This is a genomic window from Limnohabitans lacus (assembly GCF_030053395.1).
Lineage (GTDB): Bacteria > Pseudomonadota > Gammaproteobacteria > Burkholderiales > Burkholderiaceae_C > Limnohabitans_A > Limnohabitans_A lacus.
The window spans coordinates 133437-154238 of the sequence record NZ_JASGBH010000004.1; the positions used below are offsets into that span (position 1 = coordinate 133437).

At 59.7% G+C, this 20802-nt stretch carries 13 protein-coding genes; 6 read left to right on the forward strand and 7 right to left on the reverse strand.

From position 1 onward, the window contains the following. Positions 1–27 precede the first annotated feature (27 nt). The 3 genes from QLQ16_RS07205 to QLQ16_RS07215 all read right to left on the reverse strand — a co-directional run bounded on the left by QLQ16_RS07205 (position 28) and on the right by QLQ16_RS07215 (position 5756). Complete coding sequence (locus QLQ16_RS07205) at positions 28–2895, reverse strand: 2-oxoglutarate dehydrogenase E1 component (RefSeq protein ID WP_283224017.1); 2868 nt, start codon at positions 2893–2895, stop codon at positions 28–30. 207 nt (positions 2896–3102) lie between these two features. Further along, positions 3103–5001 carry a propionate--CoA ligase gene (locus tag QLQ16_RS07210; RefSeq protein WP_283224018.1) on the reverse strand — a complete coding sequence of 633 codons (1899 nt, stop codon included), beginning with the start codon at positions 4999–5001 and terminating at the stop codon, positions 3103–3105. 149 nt (positions 5002–5150) lie between these two features. Further along, positions 5151–5756 (reverse strand): isochorismatase family protein, encoded by a 606-nt coding sequence (locus tag QLQ16_RS07215; RefSeq protein ID WP_283224019.1) that lies wholly within the window; start codon positions 5754–5756, stop codon positions 5151–5153. A gap of 117 nt (positions 5757–5873) precedes the next feature. Between QLQ16_RS07215 and QLQ16_RS07220 the strand changes: the two genes are divergently transcribed. Both QLQ16_RS07220 and QLQ16_RS07225 read left to right on the forward strand, forming a co-directional pair. Then, on the forward strand, positions 5874–6425 hold the full coding sequence (locus QLQ16_RS07220) for a C40 family peptidase (protein WP_283224020.1): 552 nt from the start codon (positions 5874–5876) through the stop codon (positions 6423–6425). Continuing rightward, complete coding sequence (locus tag QLQ16_RS07225) at positions 6422–7126, forward strand: VOC family protein (RefSeq protein ID WP_283224021.1); 705 nt, start codon at positions 6422–6424, stop codon at positions 7124–7126. Before QLQ16_RS07220 ends, QLQ16_RS07225 begins: the two co-directional genes overlap by 4 nt. Positions 7127–7129: 3 nt before the next feature. Here the strand turns inward: QLQ16_RS07225 and QLQ16_RS07230 are convergent, their stop codons facing one another. Continuing rightward, positions 7130–8305, reverse strand: a complete 1176-nt coding sequence (locus tag QLQ16_RS07230) for a YbfB/YjiJ family MFS transporter (RefSeq protein ID WP_283224022.1) — start codon at positions 8303–8305, stop codon at positions 7130–7132. A gap of 314 nt (positions 8306–8619) precedes the next feature. On the opposite strand from QLQ16_RS07230, the gene ylqF reads away from it, so the two are divergent. Together ylqF and QLQ16_RS07240 are read left to right on the forward strand one after the other, a co-directional pair. Continuing rightward, a complete protein-coding gene (ylqF, locus tag QLQ16_RS07235; protein ID WP_283224023.1) occupies positions 8620–9546 on the forward strand; it encodes a ribosome biogenesis GTPase YlqF in 927 nt (308 codons plus the stop codon). Positions 9547–9650: 104 nt separating this feature from the next. Beyond that, positions 9651–10631: a tripartite tricarboxylate transporter substrate binding protein gene (locus QLQ16_RS07240; RefSeq protein WP_283224024.1), complete on the forward strand. Its 981-nt coding sequence runs from the start codon at positions 9651–9653 to the stop codon at positions 10629–10631. 614 nt (positions 10632–11245) lie between these two features. On the opposite strand, the gene lpdA is transcribed toward QLQ16_RS07240, so the two are convergent. From lpdA to aceE, 3 genes are read right to left on the reverse strand one after another with little or no spacing between them, the layout of a single operon-like run. Then, complete coding sequence (gene lpdA, locus QLQ16_RS07245; protein ID WP_283224025.1) at positions 11246–13090, reverse strand: dihydrolipoyl dehydrogenase; 1845 nt, start codon at positions 13088–13090, stop codon at positions 11246–11248. A gap of 9 nt (positions 13091–13099) precedes the next feature. Then, complete coding sequence (gene aceF, locus QLQ16_RS07250) at positions 13100–14731, reverse strand: dihydrolipoyllysine-residue acetyltransferase (protein ID WP_283224026.1); 1632 nt, start codon at positions 14729–14731, stop codon at positions 13100–13102. A gap of 15 nt (positions 14732–14746) precedes the next feature. Continuing rightward, complete coding sequence (aceE, locus tag QLQ16_RS07255) at positions 14747–17443, reverse strand: pyruvate dehydrogenase (acetyl-transferring), homodimeric type (RefSeq protein WP_283224027.1); 2697 nt, start codon at positions 17441–17443, stop codon at positions 14747–14749. Between the two features lie 172 nt (positions 17444–17615). Between aceE and QLQ16_RS07260 the strand changes: the two genes are divergently transcribed. Continuing rightward, positions 17616–20147 (forward strand): PAS domain-containing sensor histidine kinase, encoded by a 2532-nt coding sequence (locus tag QLQ16_RS07260; protein WP_283224028.1) that lies wholly within the window; start codon positions 17616–17618, stop codon positions 20145–20147. Beyond that, positions 20144–20770, forward strand: coding sequence for a response regulator transcription factor (locus QLQ16_RS07265; RefSeq protein ID WP_283224029.1), 627 nt, complete (start codon positions 20144–20146; stop codon positions 20768–20770). The genes QLQ16_RS07260 and QLQ16_RS07265 overlap by 4 nt, the downstream gene beginning before the upstream one ends. The last annotated feature ends 32 nt before the right edge of the window (positions 20771–20802 follow it).

Genomic DNA, 20802 nt, shown 5'->3' on the forward strand with positions numbered 1-20802 from the left:
GGTTGAACGCAAGGTTGTTCTGGTGGATCACTTGGTCAGCACGAAGCCCTTGAGCTTCGAGAAGGCCGCTTCGATCAGTGCTTTTTGCTGGTCTTGGTGCAGGTGTGAGTAACCCACCGCAGGTGACGCGGACGCTGCGCGACCGGCATAACCGAGCTTTTGACCATCGAGCATGTTCTCGTGGATGTTGTGCTGAATGAAGAACCAGGCACCCTGGTTCTGTGGCTCGTCCTGGCACCACACGATGTCGGTGGCGTTGGGGTACTTCTTGATCTCGGCCGCGAAGGCCTTGTGTGGGAAGGGATAGAGCTGCTCGACTCGGATGATCGCGACGTCGTCAGCGCCCTTGGCTTCACGGTGCTTGACCAAGTCGTAATAGACCTTGCCCGAACAAGCAATCACACGCTTGACCTTGTCGGCCTTGATGTCCTTGGTTTCGCCAATGACAGTCTGGAAACTGCCCTTGGTGAATTCGGACACGGGCGATGTGGCGTCCTTGTTGCGCAAGAGCGACTTGGGCGTGAAGATGACCAGGGGCTTCCTCAGGTCACGCACCATTTGGCGACGCAACACGTGGAAGATCTGGCTGGCCGTGGTCGGCTGAACGATCTGCATGTTGGTGTCAGCGGCCAGCTGCATGAAGCGTTCGACGCGGGCCGAGCTGTGCTCTGGGCCTTGGCCTTCGTAGCCGTGCGGCAGCATCAAGGTCAGACCGTTGACACGGCCCCACTTGACTTCGCCCGAGGCGATGAACTGGTCGATCACGACTTGAGCGCCGTTGGCGAAATCGCCGAACTGGGCTTCCCAGACCACGAGGGTGTTGGGGTCGTTGGAGGCATAGCCGTACTCAAAGCCAAGCACGGCTTCTTCGGACAAGATCGAGTCGATGACGACGAACGGGGCCTGCTTGTCGGAGACATTTTGCAAGGCCACGTAAGTGCCGGTGTCCCACTTCTCACGCTTTTGGTCGTGAATCACAGCATGGCGGTGTGTGAAGGTGCCACGGCCGCAGTCTTCGCCGGACAAGCGCACGGGGTAACCGCTGGCCACCAAGGAGGCGAAAGCCATGTGCTCGCCCATGCCCCAATCCACCGGGGCCTCGCCTCGGCCCATGGCTGCGCGGTCGTCGTAGACCTTCTTGACCAGCTGGTGCGGGGTGACGGATTCGGGGATGGTGGTGATCTTCTCGGCCAAACGTTTCCAGTCGGCCAATGGGATAGATGTGTCGCCAGCATCGGTCCACTTCTTGCCCATGAAGGGCGCCCAGTCCACCGTGAACTTGGTCTTGAAGTTGGAGAGCACAGGCTCAGAAGTGTTCTTGCCAGCGTCCAGAGCGGCGCGGTAAGCCTTGGCCATGTCGTCACCGATGGTTTCACCCAAGCCTTGTGCGGACAACTTGTCAGCAAACAGCTTGCGCGTGCCAGGGTGAGATGCGATTTTCTTGTACATCAAAGGCTGGGTCAGCGCAGGCGTGTCCTGCTCGTTGTGACCCAGTTTGCGGAAGCAGACCACATCCAGCACCACGTCCTTCTTGAACGTCATGCGGTACTCGAGGGCCAGCTGGGTGGCCAAGACGACGGACTCTGGATCGTCACCGTTGACGTGTAGAACCGGCGCTTCGACCATCTTGACGATGTCGGTACAGAAGACGCTGGAGCGCATGTCGCGCGGGTCAGAGGTCGTGAAACCAATCTGGTTGTTGATGATGATGTGGACCGTGCCGCCTGTGGAGTAACCACGGGTCTGGGCCAGGGCCAATGTTTCTTGGTTGACACCTTGACCGCCAAAAGCGGAGTCACCGTGCACCAGCACGGGCAGCACTTGCTGGCCCAGCGGGTCGTTGCGGCGGTCCATGCGGGCGCGCACAGAGCCTTCCACCACGGGGTTCACAATTTCCAAGTGCGAGGGGTTGAATGCCAAAGACAGGTGAACAGGGCCACCCGCGGTGTTCACGTCGGAGCTGAAACCCTGGTGGTATTTCACGTCACCGGCGGGCAGGTCTTCGGGGGCGGTGTGGTCAAACTCGGCGAACAAATCCGCAGGCAGTTTGCCCATGGTGTTAACCAAGACGTTCAGGCGGCCGCGGTGGGCCATGCCGATCACGACTTCTTGCACGCCTTTGGAGCCTGCTTGCTGGATCAGTTCGTCCATCGCGGCGATGAAGCTTTCGCCACCTTCGAGCGAGAAGCGCTTTTGGCCCACGTATTTGGTGTGCAAATAGCGTTCCAAGCCTTCGGCTGCGGTCAGGCGGTCGAGGATTTGCTTTTTCTTTTCAGCGCCAAAGTTGGGCTTGCTGCGAATGCTTTCGAGCTTTTGCTGCCACCAGCGCTTTTCAGCCTGCTCGGTGGTGTACATGTACTCAGCGCCCAAAGTGCCGCAATAGGTCTCACGCAGCGCATTGAGCAGCTCGCGCAAGGACATGTTGTTCTTGCCAAAGAAAGTGTTGCTGGTGTCGAACACGGTTTCTTGGTCGGCATCGGTGAAGCCGTAGAACGCGGGATCGAGGTCAGGGATATTGGGGCGCTCGGTGCGCTTCAAGGGGTCCAGATCAGCCCAGCGCTGACCGACGTTGCGGTAAGCGGCAATCAATTGCTGCGCGGCGGTGCGCTTGCGGCCCATTTCAGCGTTTTCGCTGGCCATGACGACTTTGGTGCCGCCTGCTTTGGCGCGCTCAGCAAAGGCGTTGATGACGGGCATGTGCGGCACGTCTTTGGCGTTGGAGCCATCGACTGCGGGGACATGCTGGAGTGCGTCGAAGTACTCGCGCCAGGAGTCGGGCACGCTGCCTGGATTGGCCAGGTAGTTCTCATACATCTCTTCGACGTATGGGCCGTTACCTCCGAAAAGGTGGGTGTTGCCTGAATAGGCAGCGTAGACGGAATTTGTCTCGCTCATTTTTCGCTGACCTCCGTTCCCCTCTGGGAAACATAAGTTGGTTGAGTTTTACCTTCCGCGACACGGCTGGACCGGTTGGCGGATGCGACTGTGGCTAAGGAAGGGCCTGAGTAACCGTCGCATTGTGCCATGGCTTGGCCGATGTCAAACTTACAGCTTAAAGCTGTCCCAACAAAAAAAGGCCTCGCAGTGCGAGGCCTCTTTCCATCAAGCTTTGATCTGATCGACAATCTGCTGCAAAGCAGCGGGATCGTCCATCGTGGTCAGATCACCTGGATCGCGGCCTTCGGCCACGGCCTGCATCGCACGGCGAAGCAGTTTGCCGCTGCGCGTCTTGGGCAAAGCCGTCACAAAGAATACACGCGACGGACGGGCCACAGCACCCAGCTGTGAGTCCACCACTTTCATGACTTCGGCCTCCAAAGCCTTGCGCGCCGCATCGTTGGTCAAACCCGAGGCGTCTTTGGCGATGGCAAAAGCCATGGCCACTTGGCCTTTGAGCTGATCGGCCACACCGACCACGGCCACTTCGGCCACATTCGGGTGGCTGGAGATGCTCTCTTCGATCTCGCGAGTGCCCAAGCGGTGACCGGCGACGTTGATCACGTCATCGGTGCGGCCCAAGATGAAGAAGTAACCGTCTTCGTCGCGCACCGCCCAGTCAAAGGTGCTGTAGACCAATTTGTTGGGCACCGTCTTCCAGTAGGTCTTGACGAAACGCTCGTCGTCGCCCCAGATGGTTTGCAAGTTGCCGGGGGGCAGCGGTCCTTCAATGGTCAACACGCCCTTTTGGTTGGCACCAGTGAGCTCTTCGCCAGTCTGGTCATCGACCAGTTTGACGTTGTAGCCGTAAATGGCTTTACCGGGCGAACCAAACTTGCTCGGCGCTTTCTCCACGCCGTTGCAAATGCTCAGGATGGGCCAACCGGTCTCGGTCTGCCAGTAGTTGTCGATGATGGCTTTGCCGTTCAAGCCTTCAGAAATCCACTTGGCAGTGGGTTCGTCGAGCGGTTCGCCGGCCAAGAACAAGGCTTGCAAGCTGGACAGGTCGTATTTGGTGAGCAGCGCAGGGTCCTGCTTTTTGAGCACACGAATGGCCGTGGGCGCGCTGAACATGACGTTGACCTTGTATTTCTCGACCAAGCTCCACCAAATGCCACCATCGGGACGGATGGGCAGACCTTCGTACATGATGGTGGCCATGCCGCCGATCAGCGGGCCATAGATGATGTAGCTGTGGCCCACCACCCAGCCGATGTCGCTGGTGCAGAAAAAGGTGCCGCCGGGCTTGCCCTGAAAGATGTGCGGCATGCTGGCGGCCAGTGCCACGGTGTAGCCACCGGTGTCGCGCTGCACACCTTTGGGTTTGCCGGTGGTGCCGGATGTGTACAAGGTGTAGCTCGAATGCGTGGCATCGACCCACTCGCAAGGCACCACGGTGTCCATGTGCTTGGCACGCTCGGTGGCGTAGTCCACATCACGACCGGCCACGGGCGTGAAGGCGGCCAACTTGCGGTCCACCATGATCACATTGGCAGGCTTGTGGGCCGACAAATGGATGGCTTCGTCCAGCAGCGGCTTGTAAGGCACACCCTTGCCGCCACGCGAACCGGCGTCGGCACTGATGATGACCTTGGGCGACGCGTCTTCGATGCGGGTGGCCAGTGAATGCGAGGCGAAACCGCCAAACACCACCGAGTGGATCGCACCCAAACGGGCACAAGCCAGCATGGCAAACGCGGCTTCAGCGATCATGGGCATGTAAATCAGCACGCGGTCGCCTTTGACCACGCCCAGGTCTTTCAAGATGGCAGCCATGCGCTGCACTTCGGCGTGCAGGTCGCGGAAGGTGTAGGTCTTTTCCTGATCGGTTTCGGTCGAAACGAAGATCAGCGCAGGCTGGTCGGCGCGCTCGGCCAAGTGACGGTCCACAGCGTTGTGGCACAGGTTGGTTTGACCACCGACGAACCACTTGGCAAAAGGCGGGTTGCTGTAATCGCAAATTTGCTGCGGCTGGACTTTCCAGTCCACCAGTTTGGCCTGCTCGGCCCAGAATGCGTCGCGGTCGTTGATCGAACGTGCGTGAAAGTCAGCAAAGCTGCCCATGAAAGACTCCTGAATACCTGCCAATAAAAACCCGTCAGGCGCACCGATAACCAGCGCTCCTTCTGAATTCATAATTATGGGTAAGGGACTTGCAACAAGCTGACTTTCTCAATCGAGCGGCCAGAAAGGAGCGGCCCGGCCGCCCTGCTTCACTTGAACAAGCTTTGCAGCAATTTGAAGTCCGGATGCTCAGCGCTGCGAACCCACTCAAAAGCGACCATCTCGGCAGTCACCAGTTCTGCACCTGCACCGGCCAAGCGGTCATAGGCGGCATCGCGGTTGCGCTCGGTGCGCGAGCTGCAGGCATCGGTCACGACCCAGACGTCGAATTCGTCTTCGAGCAAATCAAGGGCTGTTTGCATCAGGCAAATGTGGGCCTCACAACCGGCCAAGACGATGGTTTTGCGTTCTTGGCTTTCGGGCTGGGGCTTTTGCAAATGACGCGGCAAACTGCGGGCATTGCCGCGAGGCGCTTGGGCCGGGGCTGGTTGCAGCCATTCGCCCAAACCCTCTTCCACTGCGCTGAACTGCATCTTCGCCAGGACTTTGCGGCAGTGACTGCGCAATTCGGGGGGCATTTCACCCAAACGCGAAGGGTTTTGCTCGGTGCCCCAGACCGGCACCTCCAGGGCTGCGGCCAACTCGGCGAGTTTGGCCGCATTGGACCAAACACCCTGGGCATCGACCATCACCGGCTGCAGCTTGGGCTGCAAATCCACCAGCACCAGTTGGCTTTCTTCCACATCGATCAACATACAGTTCCTCAATAAGATGGGGGGCATTGTCGCAGGCACTGGGCTAAGGCAGTCCAAAGCGTGCTCTAAATTCGTTCGCAAAGCCAATGCGCTGCACTTCAGTTATGCTCGTAAGTTATGCGTTGGTTCTCTCTTCTCATTGCTGCGTTGACCTTTTCGTCACTGGCCCTGTCGGCGCCAGGGGACGATGACAACCTCAAGCCTGCGCTCGAAAGAGGTTTAATTTCTCAATTCACCAACCAGCTCAACAGCGCCAAAGACAAAGCCGGCGACCAAGCCACGGGATTGATCACCCAGGCCATGGACTTGTTGGGCGTGCCCTACCGCAAAGGCGGCAACACAGAGGCTTCGGGTTTTGATTGCAGCGGCTTCGTACGCTACCTCTATGAAAACTCGGTGGGCCAATTGCTGCCACGCCGCGCCGAAGAACAAGCGCGCAACACCGAAGTGATTGACCGCAGCGAGCTCAAGCCTGGCGACCTGGTTTTCTTCAACACCATGAAACGTGCTTTCAGCCATGTGGGTATTTATGTGGGCGATGGGAAGTTCATCCATGCTCCTCGCACAGGCAAGGCGGTTAAAGTCGACGACATGCGCAGCGCTTATTGGCAAAAACGTTTCAATGGCGCGCGACGCGTCCCCCTTGAAAACGAAACCAATCAACCATGACATCTCAAATCGACCACCTCGTGGTCATGGCCTCGAGCCTTGAAGCGGGCGTGGCCTGGTGCGAAGCCACCTTGGGCATCACCCCAGCAGCCGGTGGCGAACACGAAAAATACGGCACCCACAACCGCCTGTTCAAAATCGCCTCGCCCAAACACCCGCTGGCTTATTTCGAAATCATCGCCATCAACCCAAACGCCCCCGCCCCCAAAGGCTCAGTGGCCCGTTGGTTTGACATGGACGACAAAGCCTTGCAAAAAGCGGTGGCCGAAGAACCGCGCCTCATCACCTTCGTGGCCAGCACCGATGACATCAAGTCCGCCCGGCATGCCTTGCGCACCCAGGGCATCGAGCGCGGCCAGATCGTGCATGCCAGCCGCAAATCCAGCAAAGGCATGCTGAACTGGCAAATCACCGTCCGCGAAGACGGCGAGCGATTGTTCAATGGCTGCCTGCCCACCTTGATCCAGTGGGGCAAACCCGAGGCCACAGACCCGTTGCGACTGCATCCACGCAACAGCCTGCCACGCTCGGGCGTGACGCTGCAAAGCATCGCCATCACCCACCCCAGCGGCCCCAAACTGCAAGCCGCCTACGAGGCCATCGGACTGGCCAATGTGGGCATGGAGACGGGCCCAGCCAACATCACCGCCACCTTGAAGACCCCCAAGGGACTGGTTCAGCTGCAAAGCTTGGGGCTTTGAGCTTCAGCCTGGCCCCTCATCGGGCAAGGTGGCCAGCAAAGCCATACCGAGCGCCATGACTGCAGCGGTCAGCCACAAAGCGCTCTTGAAACTGCCTGTGCTTTGCGCCATCGCCCCGGCCACCACCGGCGCAATCACTTGCGCAGCGCCATAACTCAAGGTCAGCCGGGCCATCGCCTTGCCCGGGTTTTGCGGCGCACGGCGCCCCACCAGGGCCAGCGTCAGGCTGACGATGCCAATGAAGGTGGCCCCATAACCCAAAGCGCCGCCCAAAGCTGCGGCCAGTGAACCCGACACCGCCGGCAAGATGACCGACAAGGTCTGCAAGCCAAAGGCCAGCAACAATGCCCGCGTATCACCCCAGCGCCGCGCTGCCTTGTCCCACAAAAACACGGCCGGCATGGCCGCCAAGCCCACCAGCGCCCAAGCCAAGGCGCCCTGCCCCGCCAAGGCCGGTTCACGCTCGACAATGGCCACGGTGAAGGTGGCACTGATCACAAAGCCCCAACCAGCCGCAAAATAACTGCCCGCCATGGTCCACATCCAGCGGCGCGAGACCTTGTAAGCGCCACCCGAAGCTTGGGCCGGTGCGGCCAAGGGCGGTACCGGTGGGCGCCACAGCCAAGCCGGCACAAAAAACACCAGACCAACGGCCGCCATGGCCAGCCATTGGTCTGACCACAAAGACCAGATCTGCGAGATGGCCCAAACACCCACGGCCGACACCACAATGCCCAAGCCCAAACCGATGAAATGCACCCCCAACTCGGGCCTGCGGCCCTGGCGCATCAGCCAACCCAGCACCAAGCCCGCGCCCAGCAACATGCCGGTGGCGCCGCACAAGCCGCCCAAAAATCGCCAAAGCGCCCAGTTCGGCAACCAGGTGGACAACGCCATGCCTGCCACCGTGAGCAAAGACATCCACAGGCCCATGCTGTAGAGCCGGTGTCGCCAGCGCACGTCGTCAATCCAAGCCGCCGCCAGTGCCCCCGTGATGTAGCCCGCGTAGTTGACAGCGGCAAGTGCCCCTGCACCGGCATCGCTCAGGCCCGTTTGCATCTGCAACGCTGGCAGCAAGGGCGTGTAAGCAAAGCGTGCCATGCCGATGGACAAAACCAGTCCGCAAATCCCGCCAAGGATGACTTGCCAAGCTTGCAGTGGAGTGATGACAGTGCGCATGGGTACCGATGCAAAAAAAGGAGGGTCGCCGCCATGACCAGAAGTCAAGCCATGAGCGCATGGCATTGCACCACAATTTCTCGCAGTTTATTGGCACCGATTGGACTGTCCGGCTCAGTTCAGCAAGTCGTCAACAAAGACCCTCGTTGTCCATGGCAAACAACGCGGGTCATGGATTGATCACAAGGATCATCCATTGTCCGAAGGTGACTTGCCAGCGCAGCTCAATAGCGACCATAGGGGGGCAACCCTGCGTGCCAGAAGAAGTGCGAGACAATCCAGCCATTCAAAAAACAGCGCAACGACAGCTCTCTATGGCGATTCAATGGTTTCCCGGACACATGCACCTCACGCGCAAGGCGATCGGGGAGCGCATCAAAGAGATTGACGTCGTCATCGAAATGCTCGACGCCCGCCTGCCCGGCTCGAGTGCCAACCCCATGCTGGCCGAGCTGATCAAGGGCAAGCCCGCGCTCAAGATCCTGAGCAAACAAGACCTGGCCGACCCGGCCCGCACCGCCCAGTGGCTGGCCCACTACAACGCCCTGCCCGGCGTGCGCGCCATTGGCCTGGACACCAGCATCAGCTCGCCGGCCAAAGCGCTGATCGACGCCTGCCAGCAACTGGCGCCCAACCGGGGCGGCATGGTCAAGCCCATGCGCGTGCTGATTTGCGGCATCCCCAACGTGGGCAAATCCACGCTGATCAACACCCTCAAAGGCAAACGCGCCGCCAAGACTGGCGACGAAGCCGGTGTGACCAAGCAGGAAATGCGCATCGCACTGGCCGATGACTTCTACCTGTACGACACGCCCGGCGTGCTGTGGCCGCGCATCATCGTGGCGCAAAGCGGCTACAACCTGGCCGCCAGCGGCGCGATCGGCGTGAACGCGTTTGACGAAGAAGAAGTGGCGCTGGAGTTGCTGAACTACCTGATCCCGCACTACCCGCAGGCCCTGAGCGATCGCTACAAGATCGCCGACGTGGCCAACCACACCGACGAAACCCTGCTCGAAGCCATTGGCCGCGTGCGCGGGGCCATGCAAAGCGGCGGTCGCGTCAACACCACCAAAGCCGCGCACCTCGTGATCCACGACTTCCGATCGGGCGCCTTGGGCCGCGTGACCATCGAAACCCCCGAGCAATTTGCCCAATGGCTGGCAGAAGGCAAGAAAGCCGATGCTGAACGCGCGGTGCGCAAAGAAGCGATCGAAAAATCCAAAAAACCCGCGCGCAAATAAACAATTGGGCACGGAGGGAACGAGCAAGCCCCACACGCGACACGGGCCAAGCACTTTCTCCCCTAGCATCCTTCGAGGCAGATCCCCTGCTCTGGAGATGGACCGTGAGAACTTCGCTCAAATGTTGGCTCGCTGGACTGGCTTTGGCCGCCACGGCAGCGCAGGCCGCCTACCCTGATAAACCCATCAAGATCGTGGTGGCCTTTCCGCCCGGCAGCTCCACCGACATCGTGGCCCGAGCCCTGGGCCAGCCTCTGTCCGAGGCCATGGGTCAGCCCGTGGTGATCGAAAACCGCCCCGGCGCTGGCGGCAACATTGGCACCGTGGCCGTGGCCCGCGCCGCCGCTGACGGCTACACCCTGCTCATGCACAGCGTGGCTTACTCGGTCAACCCATCGCTCTACGGCAAGGCCGGTTACGAGGTCGGCAAAGAACTCGCCGGTGTGGCCATGGCCGCCGTCTCACCCAACATCCTTTACGTCCACCCCTCGGTCAAAGCCAACAGCCTCAAGGAATTGCTGGCCTTGGCCCCCACCGAAAAACTCAGCTACGCCTCGTCGGGCAACGGCACCACCACCCACCTGGGGGCCGAATTGCTGTTCCGCAACTTGACCAAAGTGGACATCTTGCACATCCCTCATGCCCCGGCCTCGGCGGCCAACGCCGTGGTCAGCGGCCAAGTACCGGTGGGCTCCACCTCCATCCCGCCCGTGGTGCAACTGGCCAAAGCGGGCAAGGTTCGGCCCATGGCCGTGACCAGCAGCAAGCGCAGCGGCGCCTTGCCCGATGTGCCCACGGTGGCCGAGCTGGGCTACCCTGGTTTTGAAGCCAACACCTGGTTTGCCATGCTGGCCCCGGCTAGCACGCCCAAAGAAGTGCTCGACCGCCTCAACACCGAGGTCAACAAAATCCTGCAAAACAAAGCGCTGAACGACGGCTTTGCCGCGCAGTCGCTGGAAACCGTGCGCATGGACCGTCCCACACTGGATGCCTATTTTGTTGATTCATCAACCAAACTGAGCCAAGTTTCACGTCAAATATTGAGCCACTTGGTTATTGATATTTCTTTACTCGTTTGTGGATAAGTCTAGGGGCATCGCTGCTTCTTCAACTCCTTTCATCGACTTTGTTCGAATGCTCTTTGACCCCTTCGTCTTTGCGCTAGAGCTCCTGAATCGCCAACTTTGATTACCTGTTTCAACACTGATACGCCTTCACGTAGTACCAGACGGCGCAATTTGCTAAGTGTTCCCACGTTGATCACTCCTGCACACCCTGCCTAAAAAATTAGCAGGATATGTTGAACGTGGCTCAAACTCTGTCGTGAAAGATGGGGGAAATGGCTCAATTTTGAAAATAAACCAACAATGACCCCAAAAACCAAGCAAGAAAGCGCATTTCGACAAGGTATTGCAAACAGAGTAGTCATCTTGGTCACGGCTTATTCATATTAATGGACGCAATTGCACCTCAAAGGTGCACCATTACAACACCGATGAACCAACTCTGCCGCCAACTGCTTGGGCCTTCCAGTGCAACGCATGTGTGTCACTGGCAATAAGCAAACACGCACATGCCACTTTGGGGTCCGTAGCACACCAGCAAGGCGTTGGAGGAACCGAAAGCCCGCTGGACGCCTCCAGAAAAAAGCCGCCAACCCTTTCAGGTTGGCGGCTTCTTTGTTTGCAGCGCGAAGCTTTTACTTCTTGCTCGGCGGCACATCCGTGCAGCTACCATGCGCCACTTCCGCCGCCATGCCAATGCTCTCGCCGAGCGTGGGGTGTGGGTGGATGGTTTTGCCGATGTCCACAGCGTCTGCGCCCATTTCGATGGCCAGAGCGATCTCGCCAATCATGTCGCCCGCGTGCGTGCCGACCATGCCGCCGCCCAAGATCTTGCCGTGGCCATGGGCCTCAGGTGAATCATCAAACAGCAGTTTGGTCACGCCTTCGTCGCGGCCGTTGGCAATGGCGCGGCCAGAAGCCGTCCAAGGGAACAAGCCCTTTTTCACCTTGATGCCTTGGGCTTTGGCTTGGTCTTCGGTCAAGCCCACCCATGCCACTTCGGGGTCGGTGTAGGCCACGCTGGGGATGACGCGTGCGTTGAACGCAGCGGCTGCCAGCTCTTTGTTGCCTTGCAGTTCGCCCGCAATGACTTCGGCCGCCACGTGTGCTTCGTGCACCGCCTTGTGCGCCAACATGGGCTGGCCCACGATGTCGCCAATGGCAAAGATGTGCGGCACGTTGGTGCGCATTTGGATGTCGACGTTGATGAAGCCTCGGTCGGTCACAGACACGCCTGCTTTTTCAGCGGCGAGTTTTTTGCCGTTGGGCGTGCGGCCTACAGCTTGCAACACGAGGTCATACACCTGCGGCGCGGGGGCTGTGCCGCCCTCTTCTGCCGGTGCAAACGTGACTTCAATGCCTTCGGGCAAGGCGCGTGCGGACACGGTCTTGGTCTTGAGCATGATGTTGTCAAAGCGCTTGGCATTCATCTTTTGCCAGATCTTGACCAAGTCGCGGTCAGCGCCTTGCATGAGGCCATCCATCATTTCCACCACGTCCAGGCGTGCGCCCAGCGTGCTGTAAACGGTGCCCATTTCCAGGCCGATGATGCCGCCGCCCAAGATGAGCATGCGCTTGGGCACTTCTTTGAGTTCCAAAGCGCCGGTGCTATCGACCACGCGCGGGTCGTTGGGCATGAAAGGCAAACGCACGGCTTGCGAGCCTGCAGCGATGATGGCCTTCTTGAAGGCGATCACTTTTTTGCTGCCGTTTTGCTCTTGTGCGGTGCCGCTGGTCTCAGACACTTCGAGGTGGTTTGCACCCACGAATTGGCCCAAGCCGCGCACGGTGGTGACCTTGCGCATCTTGGCCATGGCCGCCAAGCCGCCGGTGAGTTTGCCAATGACTTTTTCTTTGTGGCCGCGCAGCTTGTCGATGTTGACCACTGGCTTGCCGAAGTCCACACCCAAGTCGGCCATGTGGCTGACTTCGTCCATGACGGCTGCGACGTGCAGCAGCGCTTTGGAGGGGATGCAACCCACGTTCAGGCACACGCCGCCCAAGGTGGCGTAGCGCTCGACGATGACCACGTTCAAGCCGAGATCCGCCGCGCGGAACGCTGCCGAGTAACCGCCAGGGCCACCGCCCAAGACGAGCACATCGCACTCGATGTCGGCCACCCCTGCATAGTTCTCGCCGAAGGATGAGGCTGTGGGTGCAGGGGCTGCTGCCACTGGTGCAGCGGGTGCTGCAGCAGGAGCCGGTGCGGGGGTAGCGGCTGCAGCTGGGGCCGCCGCAGCGCCCTCGCCTTCCAGCACCAACACCACCGAGCCTTGCTTGACCTTGTCGCCGAGCTTGACCTTGAGTTCCTTGACCACACCGCCGTGGCTGCAAGGAATTTCCATGGAGGCTTTGTCGCTCTCCACGGTGATCAGGCTTTGGTCGGATTTGACGGTGTCGCCCACCTTGACCATCAACTCGATCACGGTGACTTCGTCGAAGTCGCCGATGTCGGGGACTTGAATATCAATCAGTGCCATGGTCTGTCCTTAGAGCAACACGCGACGGAAGTCGCTGAGGATTTGACCCAGGAACGCGTTGAAGCGTGCCGCTGCGGCGCCGTCGATGACGCGGTGGTCCCATGTCAAAGACAGGGGCAGCATCAGGCGAGGCTGGAAGGCCTTGCCGTCCCAGACGGGTTCCATCGTGCTCTTGCACACACCCAAGATGGCCACTTCGGGCGCGTTGATGATGGGCGTGAAGTACTTGCCACCGATGCCGCCCAAGCTGGAGATGGTGAAGGTCGCCCCCGACATGTCGGCAGGGCCGAGCTTGCCGTCGCGGGCTTTCTTGGCCAGCTCACCCATTTCTTGGCTGATTTGCAAGACGCCTTTTTTGTCGGCGTCTTTGATCACGGGCACCACCAGGCCGTTGGGCGTGTCAGCGGCAAAACCGATGTGGTAGTACTGCTTGTAGATCAGCGCATCGCCATCGAGCGAGCTGTTGAACTCGGGGAACTTCTTGAGCGCGGCCACACAGGCCTTGATCAGGAAGGCCAGCATGGTGACTTTGACGCCGCTCTTCTCGTTTTCTTTGTTGGTCGAGACGCGGAAGGCTTCGAGGTCGGTGATGTCGGCGTCGTCGTGGTTGGTGACGGCCGGGATCATCACGGCGTTGCGCAAGAGGTTGGCGCCGCTGATCTTCTTGATGCGCGACATTTCTTTGCGCTCGATCGGGCCAAACTTGGCGAAGTCCACCTTGGGCCAAGGGATGAGGCCCAGCTCGGAGCCACCACCGCCTGCAGGGGCCTTGGCAGCCTGGGCCTTGGTTTGTGCAGCGCCCGACATGACGGCCTTGGTGAAGGCTTGCACGTCATCCGCCGTGATGCGGCCTTTGAGGCCAGAGCCTTTGACTTCGTCGAGTGGCACACCCAGCTCGCGGGCAAACTTGCGCACCGAGGGCGAGGCGTGGGGCAAGCCCACCGTGGTGCCACCAGGGGCATGCGCCGGTGCAGCCACCGCAGCGGCAGCGGCCGCCACAGGGGTTTGGGCAGCGGCAGGGGCCGAAGCCACAGCAACAGGCGTAGCCGCAACAGCCGCTGCGGGGGCTGCAGCGGTTCCTTCCAGCACGGCCAGCAAGTCACCGATGTTGACCGTGTCGCCCACTTTGACTTTGAGCTCTTTGAGCACGCCCGCAGCCGAGGACGGGATTTCCATCGAGGCTTTGTCGGACTCAACGGTGATCAGCGATTGCTCGACCTTGATGGTGTCGCCGGGCTTGACCATGACTTCGATGACGGCCACGTCTTTGAAGTCGCCGATGTCTGGAACAAACACTTGCACGGGGCCAGATGTAGCCGGTGCCGCTGCCACGGGGGCTGCGGCAGGCGCAGGTGCGGGCGCTGCCACTGCAGCAGCAGGCGCAGCAGCCGGTGCAGCCGCACCAGCGGCTTCCACCACCAGCACGATGGAGCCTTGCTTGACCTTGTCACCCAACGCCACGCGCATTTCCTTGACGACACCCGCCGTGCTTGACGGGATTTCCATCGAGGCTTTGTCGGACTCCACGGTAATGAGCGATTGCTCGGCTTTCACGGTGTCGCCCACTTTGACCATCAATTCAATGACGGTCACTTCATCAAAATCCCCGATGTCCGGGACTTGTACTTCTACCAATGCCATGTGTGTCTCCCGGATTTATGCGTACAGCGGGTTGATCTTGTCGGCTTTGATGCCGTACTTTTGGATGGCTTCGGCCACCTGCTTCACAGGCACTTTGCCCTCTTCGCTCAGGGCCTTGAGGGCGGCGACCACGATGTAGTGGCGGTTGACCTCGAAGTGCTCGCGCAGCTTGCTGCGGAAGTCGGAGCGGCCAAAACCGTCGGTGCCCAGCACTTTGTAGGTGCGGCCCTTGGGAATGAAAGGACGGATCTGCTCGGCATAGGCCTTCATGTAGTCGGTGGATGCGACCACGGGGCCGCTGTGCGGGGCCAACTGCTGCTCCACAAAGGACACACGCGGTGTTTCCAGCGGGTGCAGCAGGTTGAAGCGATCAGCGTCTTGGCCGTCGCGGGTCAACTCGTTGAAGCTTGGGCAGCTCCACACGTCGGCCTGGATGCCCCAGTCGGTGGCCAGCAAGGTTTGCGCGGCAATCGATTCGCGCAAGATGGTGCCCGAGCCCAACAGTTGCACACGCTTGTCACCGGCCGCGCCGGGCTTGCACATGTACATGCCCTTGATGATCTGCTCTTCGGTGCCGGGCGTGAGGCCAGGCATGGCGTAGTTTTCGTTCAACAGCGTCAGGTAATAGAAGATGTTGTCTTGCTTCTCGACCATGCGCTTCAAGCCATGGTGCAAGATGACGCCAACTTCGTGTGCAAAGGTGGGGTCATAGGACACGCAGTTGGGGATGGTGTTGGCCATGAGGTGGCTGTGACCGTCTTCGTGCTGCAGGCCTTCGCCGTTCAGGGTCGTGCGGCCCGATGTGCCGCCGAGCAAGAAGCCGCGTGCTTGCATGTCGCCCGCAGCCCAAGCCAGATCGCCAATGCGCTGGAAGCCGAACATCGAGTAGTACACGTAGAACGGGATCATGATCCGGTTGCTGGTGCTGTAGCTGGTGGCCGCTGCGATCCAGCTGGACATGCCGCCGGCTTCGTTGATGCCTTCTTGCAGGATCTGACCGGCCTTGTCTTCCTTGTAGTACATGACCTGGTCTTTGTCGACCGGGGTGTACTGCTGACCTGCGGGGTTGTAAATACCGATCTGGCGGAACAAGCCTTCCATACCGAAAGTGCGGGCTTCGTCCACCAAAATCGGCACCACGCGTGGGCCCAGGGCCTGGTCGCGCAGCAGCTGGGTCAAGAAGCGCACATAGGCTTGGGTGGTGGAGATTTCACGGCCTTCGGCGGTGGGCTCCATGACCGACTTGAAGGTGTCCAGCGCAGGCACGGTGAAGCTCTCGTCGCTCTTGGTGCGGCGGTGTGGCAGGTAGCCGCCCAAGGCCTTGCGGCGCTCGTGCAGGTACTTCATTTCTGGGGTGTCGTCTGCGGGCTTGTAGAACGGAATCTTGGGCAGCTCGCTGTCGGGCACTGGGATGTTGAAACGGTCGCGGAAGGCTTTGATGTCCTCGTCCGACAGTTTCTTGGTCTGATGCACGTTGTTTTTGCCTTCGCCGGCTTTGCCCATGCCAAAACCTTTGACGGTCTTGATCAACAACACCGTAGGCTGGCCTTTGTGGTTCACCGCTTTGTGGAATGCGGCATAGACTTTTTTGGAGTCGTGACCACCACGGCGCAGGTCAAAGATTTCTTCGTCAGACATCTTGGAGACCATCTCCAAGGTACGCGGGTCGCGGCCAAAGAAATGCTTGCGCACATAAGCGCCATCGTTGGCTTTCATGGCTTGGTAGTCGCCGTCGAGCGTCTCCATCATGATCTTCTTGAGCGCGCCTTCTTTGTCGCGGGCCAGCAGTGGGTCCCAACCGGAGCCCCACAGCAGCTTGATCACGTTCCAGCCAGAACCTCGGAATTCGCCTTCGAGCTCTTGCACGATCTTGCCGTTGCCACGCACCGGGCCGTCCAAGCGCTGCAAGTTGCAGTTGACGACAAAGACCAGGTTGTCCAAGTTCTCACGGGCGGCCAAGCCGATGGCGCCCAAGGATTCGACCTCGTCCATCTCGCCGTCGCCGCAGAACACCCAAACCTTGCGGTTTTCGGTGTTGGCAATGCCACGGGCATGCAGGTATTTCAAAAAGCGGGCTTGGTAGATCGCCATCAGTGGGCCCAAGCCCATCGACACGGTGGGGAACTGCCAGAACTCGGGCATCAGCTTGGGGTGCGGGTAGCTCGACAGGCCTTTGCCGTCGACTTCCTGGCGGAAGTTGAGCAACTGCTCTTCGGTCAGGCGGCCTTCCAGGTAGGCGCGGGCATAGACGCCGGGCGACACGTGGCCTTGGATGTAGAGGCAGTCACCGCCATGGTTTTCGCTCTCGGCGTGCCAGAAGTGGTTGAAACCCGCACCAAACAGGCTGGCCAAGGAAGCGAAGGAGCCGATGTGGCCACCCAAATCGCCGCCGTCTTCGGGGTTGTGGCGGTTGGCCTTGACGACCATGGCCATGGCGTTCCAGCGCATGTAGGCGCGCAGGCGCTCTTCGATTTCAAGGTTGCCCGGAGCGCGTTCTTCTTCTTGAGGCTCGATGGTGTTGACGTAGCCTGTGGTCGCAGAAAAAGGCATGTCAATGCTGTGTTGGCGCGCATGTTCGAGCAACTGCTCCAACAAAAAGTGGGCACGTTCGCCGCCTTCTTTTTCAATCACGGAGGACAGGGCGTCCATCCATTCCCGGGTCTCTTGCGAGTCCAGATCTTGATTCGGCTGTTGTGGGTTTGCCGCTGTCATGCGTGTCTCCTGCTTGTTGTTGACCAAATGATGCCCGTAAGTTTCTCATAATTTTTCAGAAATTTCAAATCGTGCTTTAACTTTTCATATTGTGAATTTTCAATGGAAATTCAGGAGAAACCCAATGGCCCTGCACGGGATTTCCCGAGGGCTTGTCCCCTAAACTCGGCGCATGGAATTGAACAAAGCTGCTTCGGTTGTGAAAAAAGTGGGGCCGTGGGCATGGTGGCGCTCTTGGTGGGTGCGCCAATCGCCCGTCCGACAAGACCGTTTCGCCAACCTGGCACCCGTGGCAGCGGTGCTGTTGTTTTTGGCAGCCATTGCCAGTGCCTTTTGGTACTTGCGCATCGAAGAAGTCGAACGCGAACAAGAAGCCATCAAACGGGACGTGGAATACGCCCAGCAGCGCCTGCGTCTGCGCCTGCTGGAAAGACAAGAACAAGTCATGCGTTTGGCACGTGACGTGTCCAACCGCGAAATCAAAGCAGAGCAATTCATGGTCCGCGCCGAGGCCTTGGTGCAGCAGTACCCCGAGTACCAATCGCTCACCTGGATCGACGACCGCCGCCGCATCATTGCCAACCAAAGCGTGTCCAGCTTGCTGCCCAGCCAACATCTGCGTGCGGGCACCGTGCTCAAAATTGGCGAGACCGAAAGCCATTACAGCTTGGCCCGCGACCTGATGCAGCCCATTTACGGCCGCGTGGACGCAGACGACGACAAAACCAACAACAACTCGGTCTTGCAGTTGCACTCCCCCTTGAGCAATGACCTGGGCCGATTCAGCGGCGTGATCCTGGCCGAATACTCGATGGAGGGCTTGTTGCGCTACGGCATTCCCACCGAAGTGCTGGCCAAGTACGCGGTGGCATTGCGCGACGGCGATGGCCAATTGCTGGCGGGGCAAACCATCCCCAAACGCATCCACCTGTGGAACCTGATGCCAGGCAACCCCAGGTTGGACAACGATTACGAGATCCCCGTCTCGCCCGTGGGCAATGACTTGATCCTTCGGGCACAGGCTTGGCGCACATCGCAAGGCTTGGTGGGCAGCGGGCTGTTCTGGCTGGTCAGCGTGCTCAGCGTGATGACCGCCTGGATGCTGATTGGCAATTGGCGCCACACCCGTCGCCGTCTGCAAGCTCAAAAGGCCTTGGTGGCCGAAACCAATTTCCGCCGCGCCATGGAAAACTCCATGGTCACCGGCATGCGTGCGCTCGACTTGCATGGCCGCATCAGCTATGTGAATCCGGCCTTTTGCCAAATGACGGGCTGGAGCGAAGCTGAACTGGTGGGGGCCACGGCGCCCTTCCCTTACTGGCCCGAGCAAGACCGCGAGCAACTGACCAAACGCCTCGAAGAGGAAATCAGCGGACAGCACTCTGCAGGTGGTTTTCAGGTGCGCGTCAAGCGCCAAAACGGCAGCCTCTTCGATGCCCGAATGTACGTGTCGCCCCTCATCGATGCATCGGGCAAGCACACCGGCTGGATGACCTCGATGACCGACATCACCGAGCCCAACCGCATCCGAGAGCAACTGGCCAACGCCCATGAACGCTTCACCATCGTGCTGGAAGCGCTGGACGCCTCGGTGTCGGTGGCACCGCTGGGCAGCCAAGAATTGCTGTTTGCCAACAAGCTCTACCGTTTGTGGTTTGGCCAAGACACGCAAGGCCACTTGCGTTTGGTGGCGCAGGCCGGGGCTTACGAAGGCCCCAACGACGCTGAAGATGTGGACGATTTGGCGGGCCTGCCCACCGAAAGCCTCACCGTGGCCAGCTCCGAAAACGCCGAGATCTTCGTCCCGGAACTGGGCAAATGGCTAGAGGTGCGATCGCGCTACATCAATTGGGCCGACGGTCGCTTGGCGCAAATGGTGATCGCCACCGACATCACGCCCCGCCGCCAAGCCGAAGAGTTGGCAGCCCAACAAGCCGAACGTGCGCAAAACGCCAGTCGCTTGATCACCATGGGCGAGATGGCCTCGAGTGTGGCGCACGAGCTCAACCAACCGCTCACCGCCATCAGCAACTACTGCAGCGGCATGATCTCGCGCATCAAGTCCCAACAGGTGGAAGAAAAAGACCTGCTGTGGGCCTTGGACAAAACCGCGCACCAAGCCCAACGCGCAGGCCAAATCATTTTGCGCATCCGCAGCTTTGTTAAACGCAGCGAACCCAACCGGGCGCTGTCCGATGTCAGCGCCATGGTGAATGAATCTTTGGAATTGGCCGAGATCGAACTGCGCCGCCGCAATGTGCGTTTGAGCCATTACGTGGCCGCCCGTTTGCCGTTGCTGATGGTGGACCCGATCCTGATTGAACAGGTTTTGATCAACTTGATGAAAAACGCAGCCGAATCGATCGATAACGCGAAAAGACCTTCGCATCAGCGGCATGTGGAGTTGCGCGTGGGACTGCAGGAGGTCGATGGCAAGTCTGTGGTCGAATTTGCGGTCACCGACAGCGGTCAAGGTTTGCCGCCGGAAGCGATCGACCGGGTGTATGAGGCCTTTTTCTCTACAAAGGCCGAAGGCATGGGCATTGGCCTGAATTTGTGCCGCAGCATCATTGAGTCGCATCAGGGCAGGATCTCTGCCCAGAACCTCTACAATGCCCACGAGGTGACCGGCTGCCGGTTCTCCTTCTGGATTCCGGTTGAGGACGCCTCAACCACACTACAAGCCACTGGGGTAAATGAATGAGTTTGATTCCGAAAAAAGGCACCGTGTATGTCGTTGACGACGACGAGGCCGTGCGTGACTCCCTGCAGTGGTTGCTCGAAGGCAAAGATTACCGCGTCCGTTGCTTTGACAGCGCCGAGTCTTTCATCAGCCGTTACGACCCCCGTGAAGTGGCTTGCCTGATCGCCGACATCCGCATGGGCGGCATGACCGGCCTGGAACTGCAAGACCGACTGATCGAGCGCAAGTCGCCGTTGCCCATCGTGTTCATCACCGGCCATGGCGATGTGCCCATGGCCGTGAACACCATGAAAAAAGGCGCCATGGATTTCATCCAAAAGCCTTTCAAAGAAGAAGACCTGCTGGGCTTGGTCGAGCGCATGCTGGACGAAGCCCGCGAAGCTTTTGCGGGCCACCAGCAAGCGGCCAGCCGCGACGCCTTGCTGTCCAAGCTGACTGGCCGTGAAGCCCAGGTGCTCGAACGCATCGTCGCAGGCCGTCTGAACAAGCAGATCGCCGACGACTTGGGCATCAGCATCAAGACCGTGGAAGCACACCGCGCCAACATCATGGAAAAGCTCAACGCCAACACCGTGGCCGATCTGCTCAAGATCGCCCTGGGACAAAACGCGCCCAAGGCCTGAGCCTCTAAACTCCCTCCAAACGCCCGCACCTG